Consider the following 14,655-nt stretch of genomic DNA (forward strand, 5'->3'; position numbering starts at 1 on the left):
GTCGTCGGCAGCGTCAGATGTGTATAAGAGACAGCCCGCGTCCTCATATCGGGCATATGGGGGCGCGGGGCCGACGCCGCGAGGTGCCCTGCTGAGCGCCGGAAGACGCGGCTGAGGCCAGTGGTCACAGCACTACCACTCCGGCAACGGCGCCGGTCAGGTCCCTGAAGCTCGTCAATCGCCCCGGAGGCGTGACCACATGACCCAGACCGCCGATCCGACCTCGTTGGTGCTTCCCGCCGAGCTCAAGCCGTCTGACGGCCGCTTCGGCTGTGGACCGTCCAAGGTGCGTCCCGAGGCCGTCGCGGCCCTCGCATCCGAGGGTGCGGCACTGCTCGGCACGTCCCACCGGCAGAAGCCCGTCAAGAACCTCGTCGGCCGCGTCCGCTCCGGACTGCGCGAGCTGTTCCAGCTGCCGGACGGCTACGAGGTCGTGCTCGGCAACGGTGGCACCACGGCGTTCTGGGACGCGGCGTCGTTCGGACTGGTCCGCGAGACCGCGCAGCACTTCACCAACGGTGAGTTCTCCTCCAAGTTCGCGAAGGTCACGCAGACCGCGCCGTTCCTGAAGGACTCCCTGGTCACCAAGGCCGAGCCGGGCACCTCGCCCGAGCTCTTCTACGCCGAGGGCGCCGACCTGGTCGGCTGGGCGCAGAACGAGACCTCGACCGGTGTCGCGATGCCCGTGACCCGCATCGAGGGCTCCGGCGACGCGCTGATCGCGATCGACGCGACGTCCGGTGCCGGCGGCCTGCCGGTCAAGGCCGAGGACTTCGACGTCTACTACTTCGCGCCGCAGAAGTCGTTCGCCTCGGACGGCGGCCTGTGGCTCGCGCTGATGTCGCCGGCCGCACTGGCCCGCGTCGAGGAGCTCAAGGACCGCTGGGTGCCGGAGTTCCTGTCGCTGCCGACCGCGCTCGACAACTCCACCAAGGACCAGACGTACAACACGCCGTCGGTCGCCACGCTCTTCCTGCTGGCGCACCAGATCGACTGGATCAACGGCAACGGTGGCCTCGACTGGTCGGTCGCGCGCACGAAGGACAGCAGCGACCGCCTGTACTCGTGGGCCGAGAAGACCGCGTACACCACGCCGTACGTCGAGAAGGCCGCTGACCGCTCGCAGGTCGTCGGCACGATCAACTTCTCCGACGAGGTCGACGCCGCCGTCGTGGCGAAGGTCCTGCGCGCCAACGGCATCGTGGACGTCGAGCCGTACCGCAAGCTCGGCAAGAACCAGCTGCGCGTCGCGATGTTCCCGGCCATCGAGCCGAACGACGTCACGATCCTGACGCAGGCGATCGACTGGGTCGTCGGCCAGCTCTGAAGTTCCTGACGCAGTAGCAACCTGGGGCGCACCGACTCGCTTGTCGGTGCGCCCCAGGGCTTTTCAGGCGAGTGCTTCCGTGGGCGACTGACGAGCCGCCCGCACCGCGGGATAGACGCCGGCGATGGCGCCGATGAGGATCGCCGAACCCACTCCCCCGAGCAGGGCCGGCCACGGCAGTGCCGCCGGCCATTGCTGACTGATCGAATATCCGGCCGTGACCGCGATTCCCACGATCACGCCGACCAGTCCGCCGAGGCCGGACAGCAGCACCGACTCGGTCAGGAACTGCCACCGGATCTGCCGCCGGGTCGCCCCGAGCGCCCGCCGCAGACCGATCTCCCTCCGGCGTTCCAGCACCGAGATCACCATCGTGTTCGCCACGCCGACGCCACCCACCAACAACGCGACTCCGCCCAAGCCCAGGAACAGCGCGTTGTAGGAACTTTCGGCCAGCTGCTGCGCTTCCAGCGCCTCAGACGGCCGCGACACCTTGACCTCGTTGGACCTCTGCGGGTTCAGCGTCGGCCCGAGCAGGTTGCGGACGTTGTCGACCTGGTCAGGGGACGTGCGCACGTAGACCGTGTTCGCGTTGCCCTCGAACCCGAACGCCTCCTTCGCCGCCTCCCAGCCGACCAACGCCGACCTGTCGATCTCCGGGGCGAGCGGCAACGGCCCGAGGATGCCGACGACGGTGAACCACTGCCCGTCGATCCACACCTGCACGCCGGGCTCGTCCACACCCAGGCGCGACGCCGCGGTGGCCCCGAGCACCAGCGACTTCTCGCCCGGCGACAGCCACCGGCCCTTGCGGACCTCGGCGCCCAGCACCTTCAGCAGGTCCTTCTCCGCCGCCTGCACCTGCAGCCCGAGCGTGTCGCTCGTGGGCACGAGGTCGTTCTTGCGGATGCTCGCGGAGAGCTTGCCCGTGGCACTGGCCGCCGACACCGCACCGATCCGCTTGGCCATCGGCACCGCCGTCTCCGGCAGCTTCGCGTCCTGGCCGAAGAAGTCCTGGCCGGGTGCCGCGGTCAGGAGGTTGGTGCCCAGCTTGGACATCTTCGCCTGGAGGGCCGCCGCGCTGGAGGCCGGGATGCCGACGACCGCGACCACGGCGGCGATGCCGATCGCGATGCCCAGGGCGGACAGCACCGCGCGGATCGGGCGGGTCCTCATGCCGAAGAAGCCGAGGCGCAGCAGGTCGATCACAACGCCCTCCGTGTAAAAGCCCGGACCCAACGAGTCATGTCGGTTCCAGTAGGTTGTCTGTCGTGCGAACGGCGTACAAATGCCGGGCCTACCCGACCCCCGAACAAGCTGCGGTGTTGTCCCGTACCTTCGGGTGCGTACGTCTCGTGTGGAACAAGACGCTGGCCGAACGGATCCGCCGCTACCGCACCGAGAATGCGCCCATCTCGTACCGGGAGACCGACTCCACACTGACGAAGTGGCGACGAGGTGAAGATCTCGCGTTTTTGGCGGAGGTGTCTTGTGTGCCGCTGCAGCAAACCTTGCGGCACCAACACATGGCGTTCCAGAACTTCTATTCTGGGCGGGCTCGGTACCCGAGGTTCAAGCCGCGTGCAGGCCGCCAGAGCGCGCACTACACCCGCTCGGCGTTTCGGATGCGCAGTGGCTCGCTCACGGTGGCCAAGACCAGCACACCGTTGAGGTTCACCTGGTCCTTCAACGACATCGACGTGACCGAGCTGGATCCGACGATGGTCATCGTCTCGCGCGAATCTGATGGCCGATGGTACGTGACCTTTGCCGTTGACATCGCCGACTCCGCCGTCGCCCATCCGACGAACCACGCGATCGGCGTCGATCTCGGGCTGAAGAACTTCCTGATGACCAGCGACGGCGTGCGGGTTGCCAATCCACGAAAACTGGCAGTTAAAGCCCGAAGTCTCGCCCGTTACCAGCGCAGACTTGCTCGCTGCCAGCGCGGCAGCAGTAACCGACGAAAAGCCAGGACCAAGGTCGCCCGAGCTCACCGAAAGGTTCGCAACGCTCGACAGGACTTCCTGCACCGCACCAGCACGGCGTTGGTGCGGTCCGCCGATCTGATCGCGATCGAGGACTTGAACGTTTCCGGCATGGTCCGCAACCACCGCCTTTCCAGCGCCATTTCCGACGCTGGATGGGGCGAGTTCCGGCGTCAGCTGGAGTACAAGTGCGAACGCGCCGGCCGTACGCTGGTCGTGATCGATCGCTGGCACCCGTCCAGCAAGACCTGTTCTGCCTGCGGGCACCTGCTCGCCGAGTTGAAACTTTCCGCCCGGCACTGGTCGTGTCCAGGCTGTCGCACCCGGCACGACCGGGACCTCAACGCGGCGAAGAACATCCTTGCGGCTGGTCGAGCCGTAGCCCGAGCTCGCTCGGGCGATGCCTGCGGAGCTGATGTCAGACGGCAAGGGTCCTCCTTCCGCGATCGGCTGTGAAACAGGAAATCCGTGCCGTGAGGCTCGGGGCGTTAGCGAAGTCAAACGATCACTCCGTCCCGCACCTCGACGCGACGTGGCGCCCACGCGGCGATGTCCCGGTCGTGCGTGATCAGCACGATCGTCGTGCCGTCGGAGTTGAGGCTCTCCAGCAGCTCCAGCACACCGGCACCGTTCTGCGTGTCCAGGTTCCCGGTCGGCTCGTCGGCCAGCAGGATCCCCGGTGTGTTCACCACGGCCCGCGCGATCGCGACCCGCTGGCGTTCACCGCCGGACAGCTCGTGCGGCTTGTGCAGGGCACGGTGGATCAGTCCGACTCTGTCCAAAGCGGACATCGCCAGTGCCCGTCTCTTCGACCGCGGCACGCCGGCGTAGACGAGTCCGGAGGCCACGTTCTCGATCGCGGACAGTCCGTCGGTGAGGAAGAACTGCTGGAACACGAACCCGATCGTGCGCGCCCGCAACGCCGACAAGGCGTTGTCCGACAAGGTGGAGATGTCGTTGCCGTCGATCTCGACCTTGCCCGTCGTCGGCTTGTCGAGCGTGCCCATCAGGTGCAGCAGCGTCGACTTCCCCGAGCCGGACGGCCCCACGATCGCGAGCATCTCCCCGCCCCCGACGGTCAGGGAGACGTCGCGCAACGCCTGCACACCACCGGGATACGTCCGGCTCGCGTGGTCGACGGTGATCACTCGGTGGTCACCACCTTCATGCCCTCGCGCAGGCCCTCGCCCTGCACCTCGACCTGGCCCTTGGCGAAGATGCCGACGGTGACCGGGATGGTCTTGCCGTCCTCGGTGACCACGCCGTAGCCGCCCTCGTCGAGCGCGAGGAGTGCGCCGATCGGGACCGCGAGCACGTTCTGCTTCTTCGCCACCGTGAAGAGGGCGTTGACGGTGCCGGTCTCGACACCCTCGGCGGCCTTGGGGTCGTCGACGGAGATCGTCAGCACGATCTTCGGCTTCTGGCCCTGGTTCGCGTCGCCCGTGGTGCGGGTGATGCCGGTGATCGTGCCGGTGGTGGGCTTGCCGCCGGTGATCGACAGCTCGACCTTCTCGCCCTGCTTGGCGAGGCGCTGCTTGGACTGCTCCAGTTCGACGGTCACCGCGCGTTCGGTGCCGGTGACCTTCATCAGGTCGCCGCCGGCGGGGGCGCCGAGCTGAGCGGTCAGGGACGAGACGCGGATCGCTCCGGGCTGGACGACCACGTCACCGGAGCCGAGTTTTCCGTTCTGCTCCAGGCCGTTGGCCTTCTGCCACTTCTTCAGCGCGGAGGCCGTGTACGAGGTGAACTTCTCGTCGGGGGCACCGAAGTCCTTGAAACCGAGTGCGGCGAGGTTCTCCTCCACCACCTTGACGTCGGGTCCGTTCGACATGCCCGCTTCGAGATCGCGGTAGAGCGGCATCGCGCCGTAGAACAGCGGCACCGGCTTGGCGTCCGACCAGAACACCGGTTTGCCCTGGTCGATGACGGCGCCCTGGTCCGGCAGCCCGGTGATGGTGCCACTTTTCCGGCTGGCCAGCGCTCGTTCCGCGCCGAAGCCGAGCTGGCCGGTCACCTGCTGCTGGTCGGCCAGGTTCGTCTTCTTGACCTGCGTGGTCTTGGACGGGTCGTTCTGCAGCGGTGCGGCGTTGGCCTGGTTGGACGCGATCCTCGTGAGCACCACGACCCCGCCGGTGCCGAGCACCACGGCGGCGACGAGTGCGGCGACGACGATCTTCCTGTTCACGCGGCGCTTCATCCGACGGGCCTCGCCGCGACCATGCCTTCACCGAGGCCGCAGTCCTTCATGTCCTGCTTGACCTTCTCGTTCTCCATGTCGGGGAACTCCCTGACCTCGGCCGTGCCGCCGCCCTCGAACTTCGGGTCGGGCCAGTCGTGTCCCTTGTCGCGCATGCACTTCGCCTGCTGGCGCATCTTGTCCTGCTCCTCGGGCGACGGTGGCTTCATCTCGCCGCCGTTGGGCAGGTGCTCCTTGCAGGCCTCGTGGGCGGTCTTCATCTTGTCCTCGTCGATGGCCGCGGCGTCGCCGCCGGGCATCGCCTCGATCACGATGCCGCCGCCGTCCTCGCTCGACTTCGGGTCCGGCATGTCGATGCCGTTCTGCCGCATGCACTGGGCGAACTTGACCATGTCGCCCTTCTCGTCCTTCTGCGCGCCGTTCGGCTGCTCTTTCGACCCGCAGGCGGTGAGCGCCAGGAGCAGGCCCAGCAACACTGCGATGGTGGATTTCATGGGGACAGGTCTACGGAGGGCATCATTCGGCGGCGTTAAGCGAAAGGCCTTATCCGGCGCTTATGCCCGTTGCGCGGAAAATGGGCGTCATGCGTGTGCTGGTGGTCGAGGACGAACAGCTGCTCGCGGACACGATCGCCGAGGGGTTGCGCAGGTTCTCGATGGCGGTCGACGTCTGTTACGACGGTGAGGCGGCGTTGGAACGGGTGGGGGTGCACGCGTACGACGTCGTGGTGCTCGACCGCGATCTTCCCCTCGTACACGGTGACGAGGTGTGCAAGGCGGTGCACGCGACCGGAGGTGAGGCACGGGTGCTGATGCTGACGGCGGCGGCCGAAGTGGACGATCGGGTGGCCGGGCTCGGGATCGGCGCCGACGACTACCTGACCAAGCCGTTCGCGTTCGCCGAGCTCGTGGCCCGCGTGCAGGCGCTGGGCCGGCGGGCTCGTCCCGCCTTGCCGCCGGTGCTGATGCGGGCGGGGGTGACGCTGGACCTGCCGCGGCACCAGGCGATGCGCGAAGGGAAGTTCCTGCCGCTCTCGCCGAAGGAGTTCGCCGTGCTGGAGGTGCTGATGCGGGCGGAGGGCAACGTGGTGAGTCCCGAGGAACTGCTGGAGAAGGCCTGGGACGAGCACGCGGACCCGTTCACCAACGCCGTGCGGGTCGCGGTGATGACCCTGCGCCGCAAGCTGGGCGCGCCGCAGGTCATCCAGACCGTGCCCGGCGCCGGCTACCGGTTCGGCTCATGACGCTGCGGACCAGGCTGACCGCCTGGTACGCGGGGGTGTTCCTGATCGCCGGCATCGCGCTGGTCGCGCTCAACTACTGGCTGCTCGCCGACTGGATGCCGCTGGACGGCAGGGCGGTCGCCCGCGCCCTGCCCGCCCAAGCGGAGACGTATCCCGGTGTCGCCTCGATCGAGGCCGGGGTGCTGCCCGCCGACACCCTCGTGGTCAGCGGCGCCGACTTCGCGGCGGACACGATGAGGACGGTCCTGTGGCAGTCGATCGTCGCTCTGCTGTTCGCCGCCGTGCTCGCCGTCTGGCTCGGCTGGGTGGTGGCCGGACGGGTGCTGGCGCCGTTGCACTCGATCACGTCGACCGCGCACCGGCTGGAGGCCGAACGCCTGGACCAGCGCATCGAGCTGGACGGGCCGCCGGACGAGCTGAAGGAGCTCGCGGACACCTTCGACGGGATGCTCGACCGGCTCGCGTCGTCGTTCGACAGCCAGAAGCGGTTCGTCGCGAACGCCTCGCACGAGCTGCGCACGCCGCTGGCCGTGCAGCGGACGTTGATCGAGGTGGCGCTGGCCGCACCGGACGCGACCGACGAGATCCGCCGTCTCGGTACGCACCTGCTCGACACGAACGAGCGCAGCGAGAAGCTCATCGACGGGCTGTTGCTGCTCGCTCGCAGTGACCGCGGCCTCGCCACGCGTGAGCTGGTGTGGCTGGACGAGGTGATCGACGACGAAATCGAGTCGTGCGCGGCTCTGGCTTCGGAGAAAAAAGTCACGTTTGCGGTTCGGACTCGCAGGTATCTGGTCGACGGTGATCCGGTCTTACTCGCCCAGCTCGTCGGCAACCTGTTGCGCAACGCCGTGCTCTACAACAAGCCGGGCGGTTCGGTCTCGGTGGAGCTTGATCGAGAACTGGTGGTCACCAACACCGGTCCCACCGTGCCTGCCCAGGCAGTACCCGGATTGTTCGAGCCGTTCCGCCGGCTCCGGGACCGCACCGGGACCGCCGGATCGGGCCTCGGACTGTCGATCGTGCAGTCCGTGGCGCGGGCGCACCAGGGCGCGGCGAAGGCTCGTCCGAACGGAGGAGGAGGCCTCGTGGTCCAGGTGAACCTTCCGGAAACGGGAGTGCGGCAACCCTCGTGAACTGGCAAGATCACGTAGAGATATCGGCGAGTCTCCCACTCATCGGCGACTCGTTGTCCTAACGTTGTCTGCTGGCGAGGTGCGAATTCAGGGAGGCCACGATGCGAGCGCTGCGAGTCATCGGGCTCGACGAGGACGGCAAGTCCGTCATCCTCGAGGACCCCGAAAACCGCGGCGAGCGCTTCACGCTCCCCGCGGACGAGCGCCTTCGGGCGGCCCTGCGCGGTGATCTGGCGCGCCTCGGCCAGATGCAGATCGAGTCCGGCGAGGCCCAGATGCGGCCCCGGGAGATCCAGGCCCGCATCCGTTCCGGCGAGTCGATCGAGCAGGTCGCGGCCGCGTCCGGGATGCCGGCGCACCGCATCGAGCGCTTCGCCTACCCCGTTCTGCTGGAGCGTTCGCGCACGGCCGACATGGCCCAGCGCGCGCACCCGGTCCGTGAGGACGGCCCGGACGTGCAGACGCTCGGCGAGGTCGTCGCGCACTCGTTCGGCCTGCGCGGACACGACCTGTCCGACACCAGCTGGGACTCGTGGAAGGGCGACGACGGCCGCTGGATCGTGCAGCTGCACTGGAAGACCGGGCGCTCGGACAACCGCGCGCACTGGGCGTTCCACCCCGGTGCGCAGGGCGGCACGGTCACGGCGCTCGACGACGCCGCCGTCGACCTGATGGACCCGAACCCGAACCGGACGCTGCGCACGGTGCGTCCGGTGACGCAGCTCGCGCGGCAGGCCCTGGAGGCGACTCCGGTGCTCCCGCCGATCCCCCTCGACGAGGAGCCACTGCCGGTCCCGGCCCAGGCGTCCGCTCCGGTGGCGGCTCCGGCCGTCGCCGAGAAGCCGGTTCAGGAGAAGCTGCCCGAGCCGGAGCCCGCTCCCGCCCCGCCTCCACCGCCGGTGAAGAAGGAGCAGGAGCCCGCCGCGGAGAAGCCGGTCCGCAAGGACCCTCCTCCGAAGCGGGGCAAGAAGAACCACCCCATCGTCCCTTCGTGGGAGGACGTTTTACTGGGCGTGCGGTCGAACCGCTGAGTGAGAAGCTGACGCCGTGGGACGTCGTGTCGCGCTGGCTGCCGGAGTGGGTGCACTCCTCGGGCTGGCCTGGTGGGGAATGTTCGAGCTCATCAGCTCGGGCGCGGTCTGCACGTTCGAGGAGTGGGGCTGTCTCGGCGCCTTCGTGACCGCTGTGCCGATCTTCGGCGTGGTGGCGATGGTGCTGGGATGGCTCGCGTTGCGTTCGCTGAGCGTGTCGCGGGCGGGGCTGGTGGCCCTGCCCGCGACCCTCATGGCGGTCGTCGCCATGATCCTTCTGCTCGGTCTGTCCTTCCTCGCCTTCGCGGTGTTCGCCGCGCTGTACGCGTTGATCGCCGTGCTCACGGCTCCGCGTCGTGAAGGTGCTGTAGAGGGTTCGTGAAGACCAGGCCGGTCACGGCCTTGATCAGGTAGCTCTTGGCACATGTTGTTGCGCGCGGTCCTCGGGGCCGTCACCGGAGCGGTGGCCGGCTTCGGGTTCCTGTCGACCATGACCTTGATGATCAGGTACTGCGACGGTGGGCCGAGCCGCACCGGGTGCGGTGAGGTCCTGCTGCTGATCCCGCTCCAGTTCCTGTTGTGGGTGGCGGTGGCCGGGATGCTCGTCGTGGCCGGGTTCCGGTTCCTGCGGCAGCGTCACGGCGGGTGGGTGGTGGGGATCGCCCCCGTGCTGTGGGTCGTGCTGGTCTACGCGGCCTCCTACGCGATCCACGAGTACCTCGACCTGTACCAGGCGGAACGCGGCCCAGCGCTGATGGTGGCGGTGGTGATCACGGCGTGCGTCGCCTACGCGATCGCCGCGCTGGGGGCGGGGCGGGCGCCGCGGTGCTGACGCGGGCGCTGATCGGTGCCTTCGGTGGCGTGGCAGGTGCGGTAACCAGCCGTCCAGACCCTGGCGAGGCGGCCGCCCGATCGTCATGATCTGCCCATGAGGGGGCTCCCGGCGACGATGGTCGCGGCGGTGGTGGGGGCGTTGTGCGCGGCGGCGTGGTCGACGTCGTTCGTCCCCCTCGGCCATTCCCTGTGCCCGGGCACCAGCGCGATCGGGTGTGTGAGTTTCATCTTCCTGTGGATGGCCCCGGCGTCGGCGGTCGTGTGGGCGCTCCTTGCGTGGGCGCTGCTCCGACTCGCCCGGTTCACCCCTGCCTGGCCGATCGCCCTCGTGGGACCGGTGGGCACGTTCGTGCTGGCGCTGGCCGGCGGGTTGGGCTCTCTGATGTTGCGCCACCACATCTCCGAGAACCACAGCGTCATGGTGGTCACGATCTCAGCAGCCGGCGGCTACGCCTTGGCTGCTGCGGCGACCGCTGGTTACGGTGGACGGCGTGACGGAGCAGAGCACCGCGGGCAAGACGGGTAGGGCAGGACGCCGGCTGTTGTTCCGGGTCGTCCTGTCGATGGCCGTCGGGGCCGGGCTGGTGCTCGGGTGGACGTGGGCGTACGAGTCGGGCTTCCTGAAGTCGTGGCTCGACAGCACGTCGATGTCGACGTTCCTGCTGCTCGTGCTGATCGGGCTGCCGCTCGCGCTCGTGTCGTCGCTGGTGCTGGCCGGGCCTGTCCTGAGGATCTTCGGGGTGCGGCCGGTGTGGCCGATCATCCTGCTCGGGCCGATCGTGCTGGGCATCGGGCTCTACTTCAAGGTGCACGAACCCGTCCTCGGGTGGTTCACCAACAGGCACCACGCCGAGGCGTTGCTCGCGGCGGTCGCCTACGGGCTGGTCGGCCTGTTCACCTTCAAGAGGTAGCCGGCACCTCGTCGAGCAGGTGCAGGTCCCAGCCCTCTCGTTCGCACCAGTCCTCCGCGTCCTCGCGGGAGACGACCATGGCGTGTCTGGGGCGTGCGCCGGCGAGCCGGTCCCAGCCGTCCGGGGCCAGGACGAAGTTCACTCCGTCGCGTGAGGCGATGAGCCGTCCGTGTGGAAACGCCATCGTCTGCTCGGTTCGCAGAAACCGCGTCATGGTGGCCATCGTGCCCTTGACCTCGACCTAAGTCGAGCCAGCAGGCTCCGGTGGGGCGAAAAACCGGATGCCGAGTGTCGGTCGGACTTCGTACTTTGGAGACGACCTGGAGGGGGCCCGTCGCGTGAGCGATCAACGTAACTCGACAATCAGGACCTTGCGGAGGTTGTGGCCGTACGTGCGGCCGCACCGCGCACGGATGGCTGTCGTGCTGTCGGCGACGATGCTCGCGATGCTGTGCGGTCTGGGCATCCCGCTGCTGACGCAGCGCATCGTCGACGGTCCGATTCAGAACAAGCAGACCGGTCCGCTGCCGTGGCTGATCCTGGGCGTGCTGGTGCTCGGCATCGGCGAGGCGGCGCTGTTCTACATCCGGCGCAAGATCGTCGCCCGGCCGGCGGCCGAGGTCGAGGCGCGCATGCGGTTCGACCTGTACAAGCACCTGCAACGGTTGCCGGTGTCGTTCCACGACCGGTGGCAGTCGGGCCAGCTGTTGTCGCGTGCGACGAACGACCTCACGACCGTGCGGCGGTTCGTGGCGTTCGCGATCGTCTTCCTGATCGTGAACACCGCGGTCGTGCTGATCGGGCTGGGCATCATCGCGGCGCTCTCGCCGTGGCTGCTGATCGTGTCGCTGTGCGGCGCGTTGCCGTTGATCGTCATCTCGTACTTCTTCGAGGCGAAGTTCAAGGTCGTCGCGCGCAGGGCGCAGGACCAGTCGGGCGACCTCACCACGACGGTCGAGGAGTCGGTGCTCGGCATCCGGGTGCTCAAGGCGTTCGGGCGCGGGCCGGAGCTGTCGAAGCGGTTCCTGGCGCAGGCCCGTGAACTGCGGACGACCGAGCTGAACAAGATCTCGATCCTGGCCGCGCTGTGGTCGGTGCTGATCGTGCTGCCGGAGCTGTCGATCGGGGGCATGCTCGCCGTCGGCGCGGTCGGCATCGTGCAGGGCTGGATGACGGTCGGCACGCTGGTCGCCGCGGTCGCGGTGAGCGCGTACCTGCGCTGGCCGATCGACTCCATCGGCTGGTTGCTGGCGGAGACGAACCAGACCGCCTCGGCGCTGGAACGTTACTGGGAGGTCATCGACTCCCCCGTCGCGATCACCGGCCCCGCCTCGCCCGCGCCGCTGCCCACGCCGCTGCGCGGGCACGTTCGTTTCGAGGGCGTGCGGTTCGCGTTCGACGACGGCCGCGAGGTGCTGTCGGGCGTCGACCTCGACCTGCGTCCCGGTGAGACGGTGGCGCTGGTCGGTGCGACGGGGTCGGGCAAGACGACGCTGACCGCGCTGGTGCCGCGGCTCGCGGACGTGACCGGCGGCCGGATCACCATCGACGGCACCGACGTGCGGGACCTCTCGCTGGAGGACCTGCGGACCGTCGTGGGCACGGCGTTCGAGGAACCGGTGCTGTTCTCCGCGTCGGTGACCGAGAACGTCGGCCTGGGCCTGCCGGACGTCACCGAGGCCCAGGTGCGCGAGGCGTTGCGGGTGGCCAAGGCGGAGGAGTTCGTGGACGCCCTGCCGTGGGGTCTCGCGACCCGGATCGGTGAGCAGGGCCTGTCGCTGTCCGGTGGTCAGCGGCAGCGGCTGGCGCTGGCCCGCGCGGTCGTCGGCAAGCCGGCGGTGCTGGTGCTGGACGACCCGCTGTCCGCGTTGGACGTGCACACCGAGGCCGAGGTGGAGGGCGCGCTGCGGCGCGTGCTGAGCGAGACGACGGCGTTGGTCGTGGCGCACCGGTCGTCGACCGTGCAGCTGGCCGACCGCGTGGCGTTGCTGGTCGACGGCAAGATCGAGGCGATCGGCTCGCACCGGGAGTTGTTGGACACCAACGACGAATACAAACGTCTTCTGTCCAGCATGGACGATGAACTGGTCGAAGAGGAGGTGGCGTCGTGAGTGAAGTTGTCGCACCTGTTGCGGCTGAAGAAGAGTGGCGCGGCGTCGCCGCTGAGGAGATCGACGAGATCTCGTACTCGACGGGTCTGCGCCTGCAGGCCCGCTCGCGCCGCCTGCTGGGTTCGTTGCTGCGCCCGCACATCGCCCGCACGTCGCTGGCGATCGCCGCGGTCGTCAGCGGCAACCTGGCGGCGCTCGCCGGCCCGCTGCTGATCGCCGCCGCCATCGACCGGGGCATCCCCTCGGCGGTGGGCGGTGATGCGGCGATCCTGATCTGGTGCGTCGTGGGCTACGGGGTCTGCGCGCTGCTGATGACGTTCCTGCGCTGGGCGTTCCTGCGGATCTCCGGCCGGGTGGGCCAGGACCTGCTGCTGGACCTGCGCGGCCGGATCTTCCGGCACTCGCAGGGCCTGTCGGTCGGCTTCCACGAGTCGTACACGTCCGGCAAGGTCATCTCCCGGCTGACCAGCGACGTCGACGCGTTGCAGGACCTGCTGGAAGAGGGCCTGGACAGCCTGTTCAACGCCGCGCTGTCGGTCGTGGGCATCGCGGTCATCCTGATCTGGCTCGACGCCCCGCTGGCGTCGGTCGTGATCGGCGGCTTCGTGCCGCTGTACTTCCTGTGGCGCTGGTTCCGCCGGCGTTCCATGGAGGCGTACCGGGGCACGCGCGGCGCGATCGCCAAGATCATCGTGCAGTTCGTGGAGTCCATGAACGGCATCCGCGCGGTGCAGGCATTCCGGCGCCAGCCCCGCAACGAGCAGATCATGGCGGGCTTCAACGGCCAGTTCCGCGACGCGAACACCGACGCGCTGGGCGTGATGGCCACGTTCGTCTCGACGATCCGCGCGATCGGCAACGTGTCGCTGGCCGTCGTCCTCGCCTGGGGCGCCTACCGGGTGGCGGACGGCGCCATCGAACTGGGCGTGCTGGCCGCGTTCATGCTGTACCTGCGCCGCTTCTACGACCCGTTCGACGAGCTGGCGATGTTCGCGAACTCCTACTCCTCCGCCACCGCCGCCCTGGAGAAGATCTCGGGCGTCCTGGAGGAGCGGCCGTCCGTGCCGGAACCGTCCTCGCCGGTGGCCATGCCACACGCCAGGGGCGCCGTCCGGTTCGCCGACGTGGAGTTCCGGTACCCCGGCACGTCCCGGCAGGTGCTGCCGCGCTTCTCGCTGGACGTGCCCGCGGGCCAGACCGTGGCCCTGGTGGGCGCGACCGGCGCCGGCAAGACCACGGTGGCGAAGCTCGTCGCCCGCTTCTACGACCCGTCGGCGGGTTCCGTGCAGCTCGACGGCACGGACCTGCGCTCGGTGACGGACACGGACCTGCGCCGGGCCGTGGTGATGGTGACGCAGGAGAACTTCCTGTTCTCCGGCTCCGTGGCGGACAACATCGCCCTGGGCCGCCCGTCTGCTTCGCGGGCGGAGATCGAGGCCGCAGCGGCCGAGGTGGGCGCACACGAGTTCATCGCCGCCCTCCCGGACGGCTACGACACGGACGTCCGCAAACGCGGCGGCCGCCTGTCCGCCGGACAGCGTCAGATGGTGGCCTTCGCCCGCGCGTTCCTCGCAGATCCGGCGGTACTGGTCCTGGATGAGGCAACATCATCCTTGGACGTACCCACCGAACGCGCCGTGCAGGCCGCCCTGGAAACAGTGCTCGCGGACCGGACGGCGTTCATCATCGCCCACCGCCTGTCGACGGTCCTGATCGCGGACCGCGTCCTGGTGCTCGATGGTGGCATTGTGGTGGAAGACGGCTCCCCCGAGGAGCTGATCGGTGAGCGGGGCCGGTTCGCCGCCCTGCACACGGCCTGGCGCGACTCGCTCGCGTAGGCCTGAAGGTCGCGTTCGCGCCAATGGGGATCTGGCGCG

The 14,655-nt window shown here is 68.8% G+C and carries 16 protein-coding genes; 11 read left to right on the forward strand and 5 right to left on the reverse strand.

What is annotated here, in order from left to right:
• The first annotated feature begins 199 nt into the window (after positions 1–199).
• Positions 200–1,327 (forward strand): phosphoserine transaminase, encoded by a 1,128-nt coding sequence (gene serC / locus SK571_RS17290; RefSeq protein WP_319985116.1) that lies wholly within the window; start codon positions 200–202, stop codon positions 1,325–1,327.
• A 63-nt stretch (positions 1,328–1,390) separates the two neighbouring features.
• On the opposite strand, the gene SK571_RS17295 is transcribed toward serC, so the two are convergent.
• Positions 1,391–2,503, reverse strand: a complete 1,113-nt coding sequence (locus tag SK571_RS17295; protein WP_319985432.1) for an ABC transporter permease — start codon at positions 2,501–2,503, stop codon at positions 1,391–1,393.
• A gap of 146 nt (positions 2,504–2,649) precedes the next feature.
• On the opposite strand from SK571_RS17295, the gene SK571_RS17300 reads away from it, so the two are divergent.
• Positions 2,650–3,771: an RNA-guided endonuclease InsQ/TnpB family protein gene (locus SK571_RS17300; protein ID WP_319985433.1), complete on the forward strand. Its 1,122-nt coding sequence runs from the start codon at positions 2,650–2,652 to the stop codon at positions 3,769–3,771.
• 41 nt (positions 3,772–3,812) lie between these two features.
• On the opposite strand, the gene SK571_RS17305 is transcribed toward SK571_RS17300, so the two are convergent.
• The 3 genes from SK571_RS17305 to SK571_RS17315 are packed head-to-tail and all read right to left on the reverse strand — an operon-like array spanning position 3,813 to position 6,006.
• Positions 3,813–4,463 (reverse strand): ABC transporter ATP-binding protein, encoded by a 651-nt coding sequence (locus tag SK571_RS17305; RefSeq protein WP_319985117.1) that lies wholly within the window; start codon positions 4,461–4,463, stop codon positions 3,813–3,815.
• Entirely contained in the window at positions 4,460–5,500 is a 1,041-nt protein-coding gene (locus tag SK571_RS17310) for a peptidoglycan-binding domain-containing protein (RefSeq protein ID WP_319985118.1), read from the reverse strand. Before SK571_RS17310 ends, SK571_RS17305 begins: the two co-directional genes overlap by 4 nt.
• 8 nt (positions 5,501–5,508) lie before the next feature.
• Positions 5,509–6,006, reverse strand: coding sequence for a hypothetical protein (locus SK571_RS17315; RefSeq protein WP_319985119.1), 498 nt, complete (start codon positions 6,004–6,006; stop codon positions 5,509–5,511).
• A gap of 89 nt (positions 6,007–6,095) precedes the next feature.
• On the opposite strand from SK571_RS17315, the gene SK571_RS17320 reads away from it, so the two are divergent.
• The 7 genes from SK571_RS17320 to SK571_RS17350 all read left to right on the forward strand — a co-directional run bounded on the left by SK571_RS17320 (position 6,096) and on the right by SK571_RS17350 (position 10,667).
• Complete coding sequence (locus tag SK571_RS17320; protein ID WP_319985120.1) at positions 6,096–6,755, forward strand: response regulator transcription factor; 660 nt, start codon at positions 6,096–6,098, stop codon at positions 6,753–6,755.
• Positions 6,752–7,891, forward strand: coding sequence for a sensor histidine kinase (locus tag SK571_RS17325; protein WP_319985121.1), 1,140 nt, complete (start codon positions 6,752–6,754; stop codon positions 7,889–7,891). The genes SK571_RS17320 and SK571_RS17325 overlap by 4 nt, the downstream gene beginning before the upstream one ends.
• A 101-nt stretch (positions 7,892–7,992) precedes the next feature.
• Positions 7,993–8,922, forward strand: a complete 930-nt coding sequence (sepH, locus tag SK571_RS17330) for a septation protein SepH (RefSeq protein WP_319985122.1) — start codon at positions 7,993–7,995, stop codon at positions 8,920–8,922.
• A gap of 16 nt (positions 8,923–8,938) precedes the next feature.
• The gene (locus tag SK571_RS17335) at positions 8,939–9,304 is read left to right on the forward strand and encodes a hypothetical protein (RefSeq protein ID WP_319985123.1); all 366 of its coding nucleotides are present in this window, start codon (positions 8,939–8,941) and stop codon (positions 9,302–9,304) included.
• A 42-nt stretch (positions 9,305–9,346) separates the two neighbouring features.
• On the forward strand, positions 9,347–9,754 hold the full coding sequence (locus SK571_RS17340) for a hypothetical protein (protein WP_319985124.1): 408 nt from the start codon (positions 9,347–9,349) through the stop codon (positions 9,752–9,754).
• Positions 9,755–9,850: 96 nt separating this feature from the next.
• Positions 9,851–10,282 carry a hypothetical protein gene (locus SK571_RS17345; RefSeq protein ID WP_319985125.1) on the forward strand — a complete coding sequence of 144 codons (432 nt, stop codon included), beginning with the start codon at positions 9,851–9,853 and terminating at the stop codon, positions 10,280–10,282.
• Positions 10,248–10,667 (forward strand): hypothetical protein, encoded by a 420-nt coding sequence (locus SK571_RS17350; RefSeq protein ID WP_319985126.1) that lies wholly within the window; start codon positions 10,248–10,250, stop codon positions 10,665–10,667. Before SK571_RS17345 ends, SK571_RS17350 begins: the two co-directional genes overlap by 35 nt.
• Here the strand turns inward: SK571_RS17350 and SK571_RS17355 are convergent.
• Complete coding sequence (locus tag SK571_RS17355; protein WP_319985127.1) at positions 10,657–10,881, reverse strand: hypothetical protein; 225 nt, start codon at positions 10,879–10,881, stop codon at positions 10,657–10,659. The two genes, SK571_RS17350 and SK571_RS17355, sit on opposite strands and share 11 nt — an antisense overlap.
• A gap of 157 nt (positions 10,882–11,038) precedes the next feature.
• Between SK571_RS17355 and SK571_RS17360 the strand changes: the two genes are divergently transcribed.
• On the forward strand, positions 11,039–12,778 hold the full coding sequence (locus tag SK571_RS17360; RefSeq protein WP_319985128.1) for an ABC transporter ATP-binding protein: 1,740 nt from the start codon (positions 11,039–11,041) through the stop codon (positions 12,776–12,778).
• Positions 12,775–14,616, forward strand: coding sequence for an ABC transporter ATP-binding protein (locus tag SK571_RS17365; RefSeq protein WP_319985129.1), 1,842 nt, complete (start codon positions 12,775–12,777; stop codon positions 14,614–14,616). The genes SK571_RS17360 and SK571_RS17365 overlap by 4 nt, the downstream gene beginning before the upstream one ends.
• Positions 14,617–14,655: the final 39 nt, after the last annotated feature.

The organism is Lentzea kristufekii (assembly GCF_033949925.1).
In the GTDB taxonomy this organism is placed as follows: domain Bacteria; phylum Actinomycetota; class Actinomycetes; order Mycobacteriales; family Pseudonocardiaceae; genus Lentzea; species Lentzea kristufekii.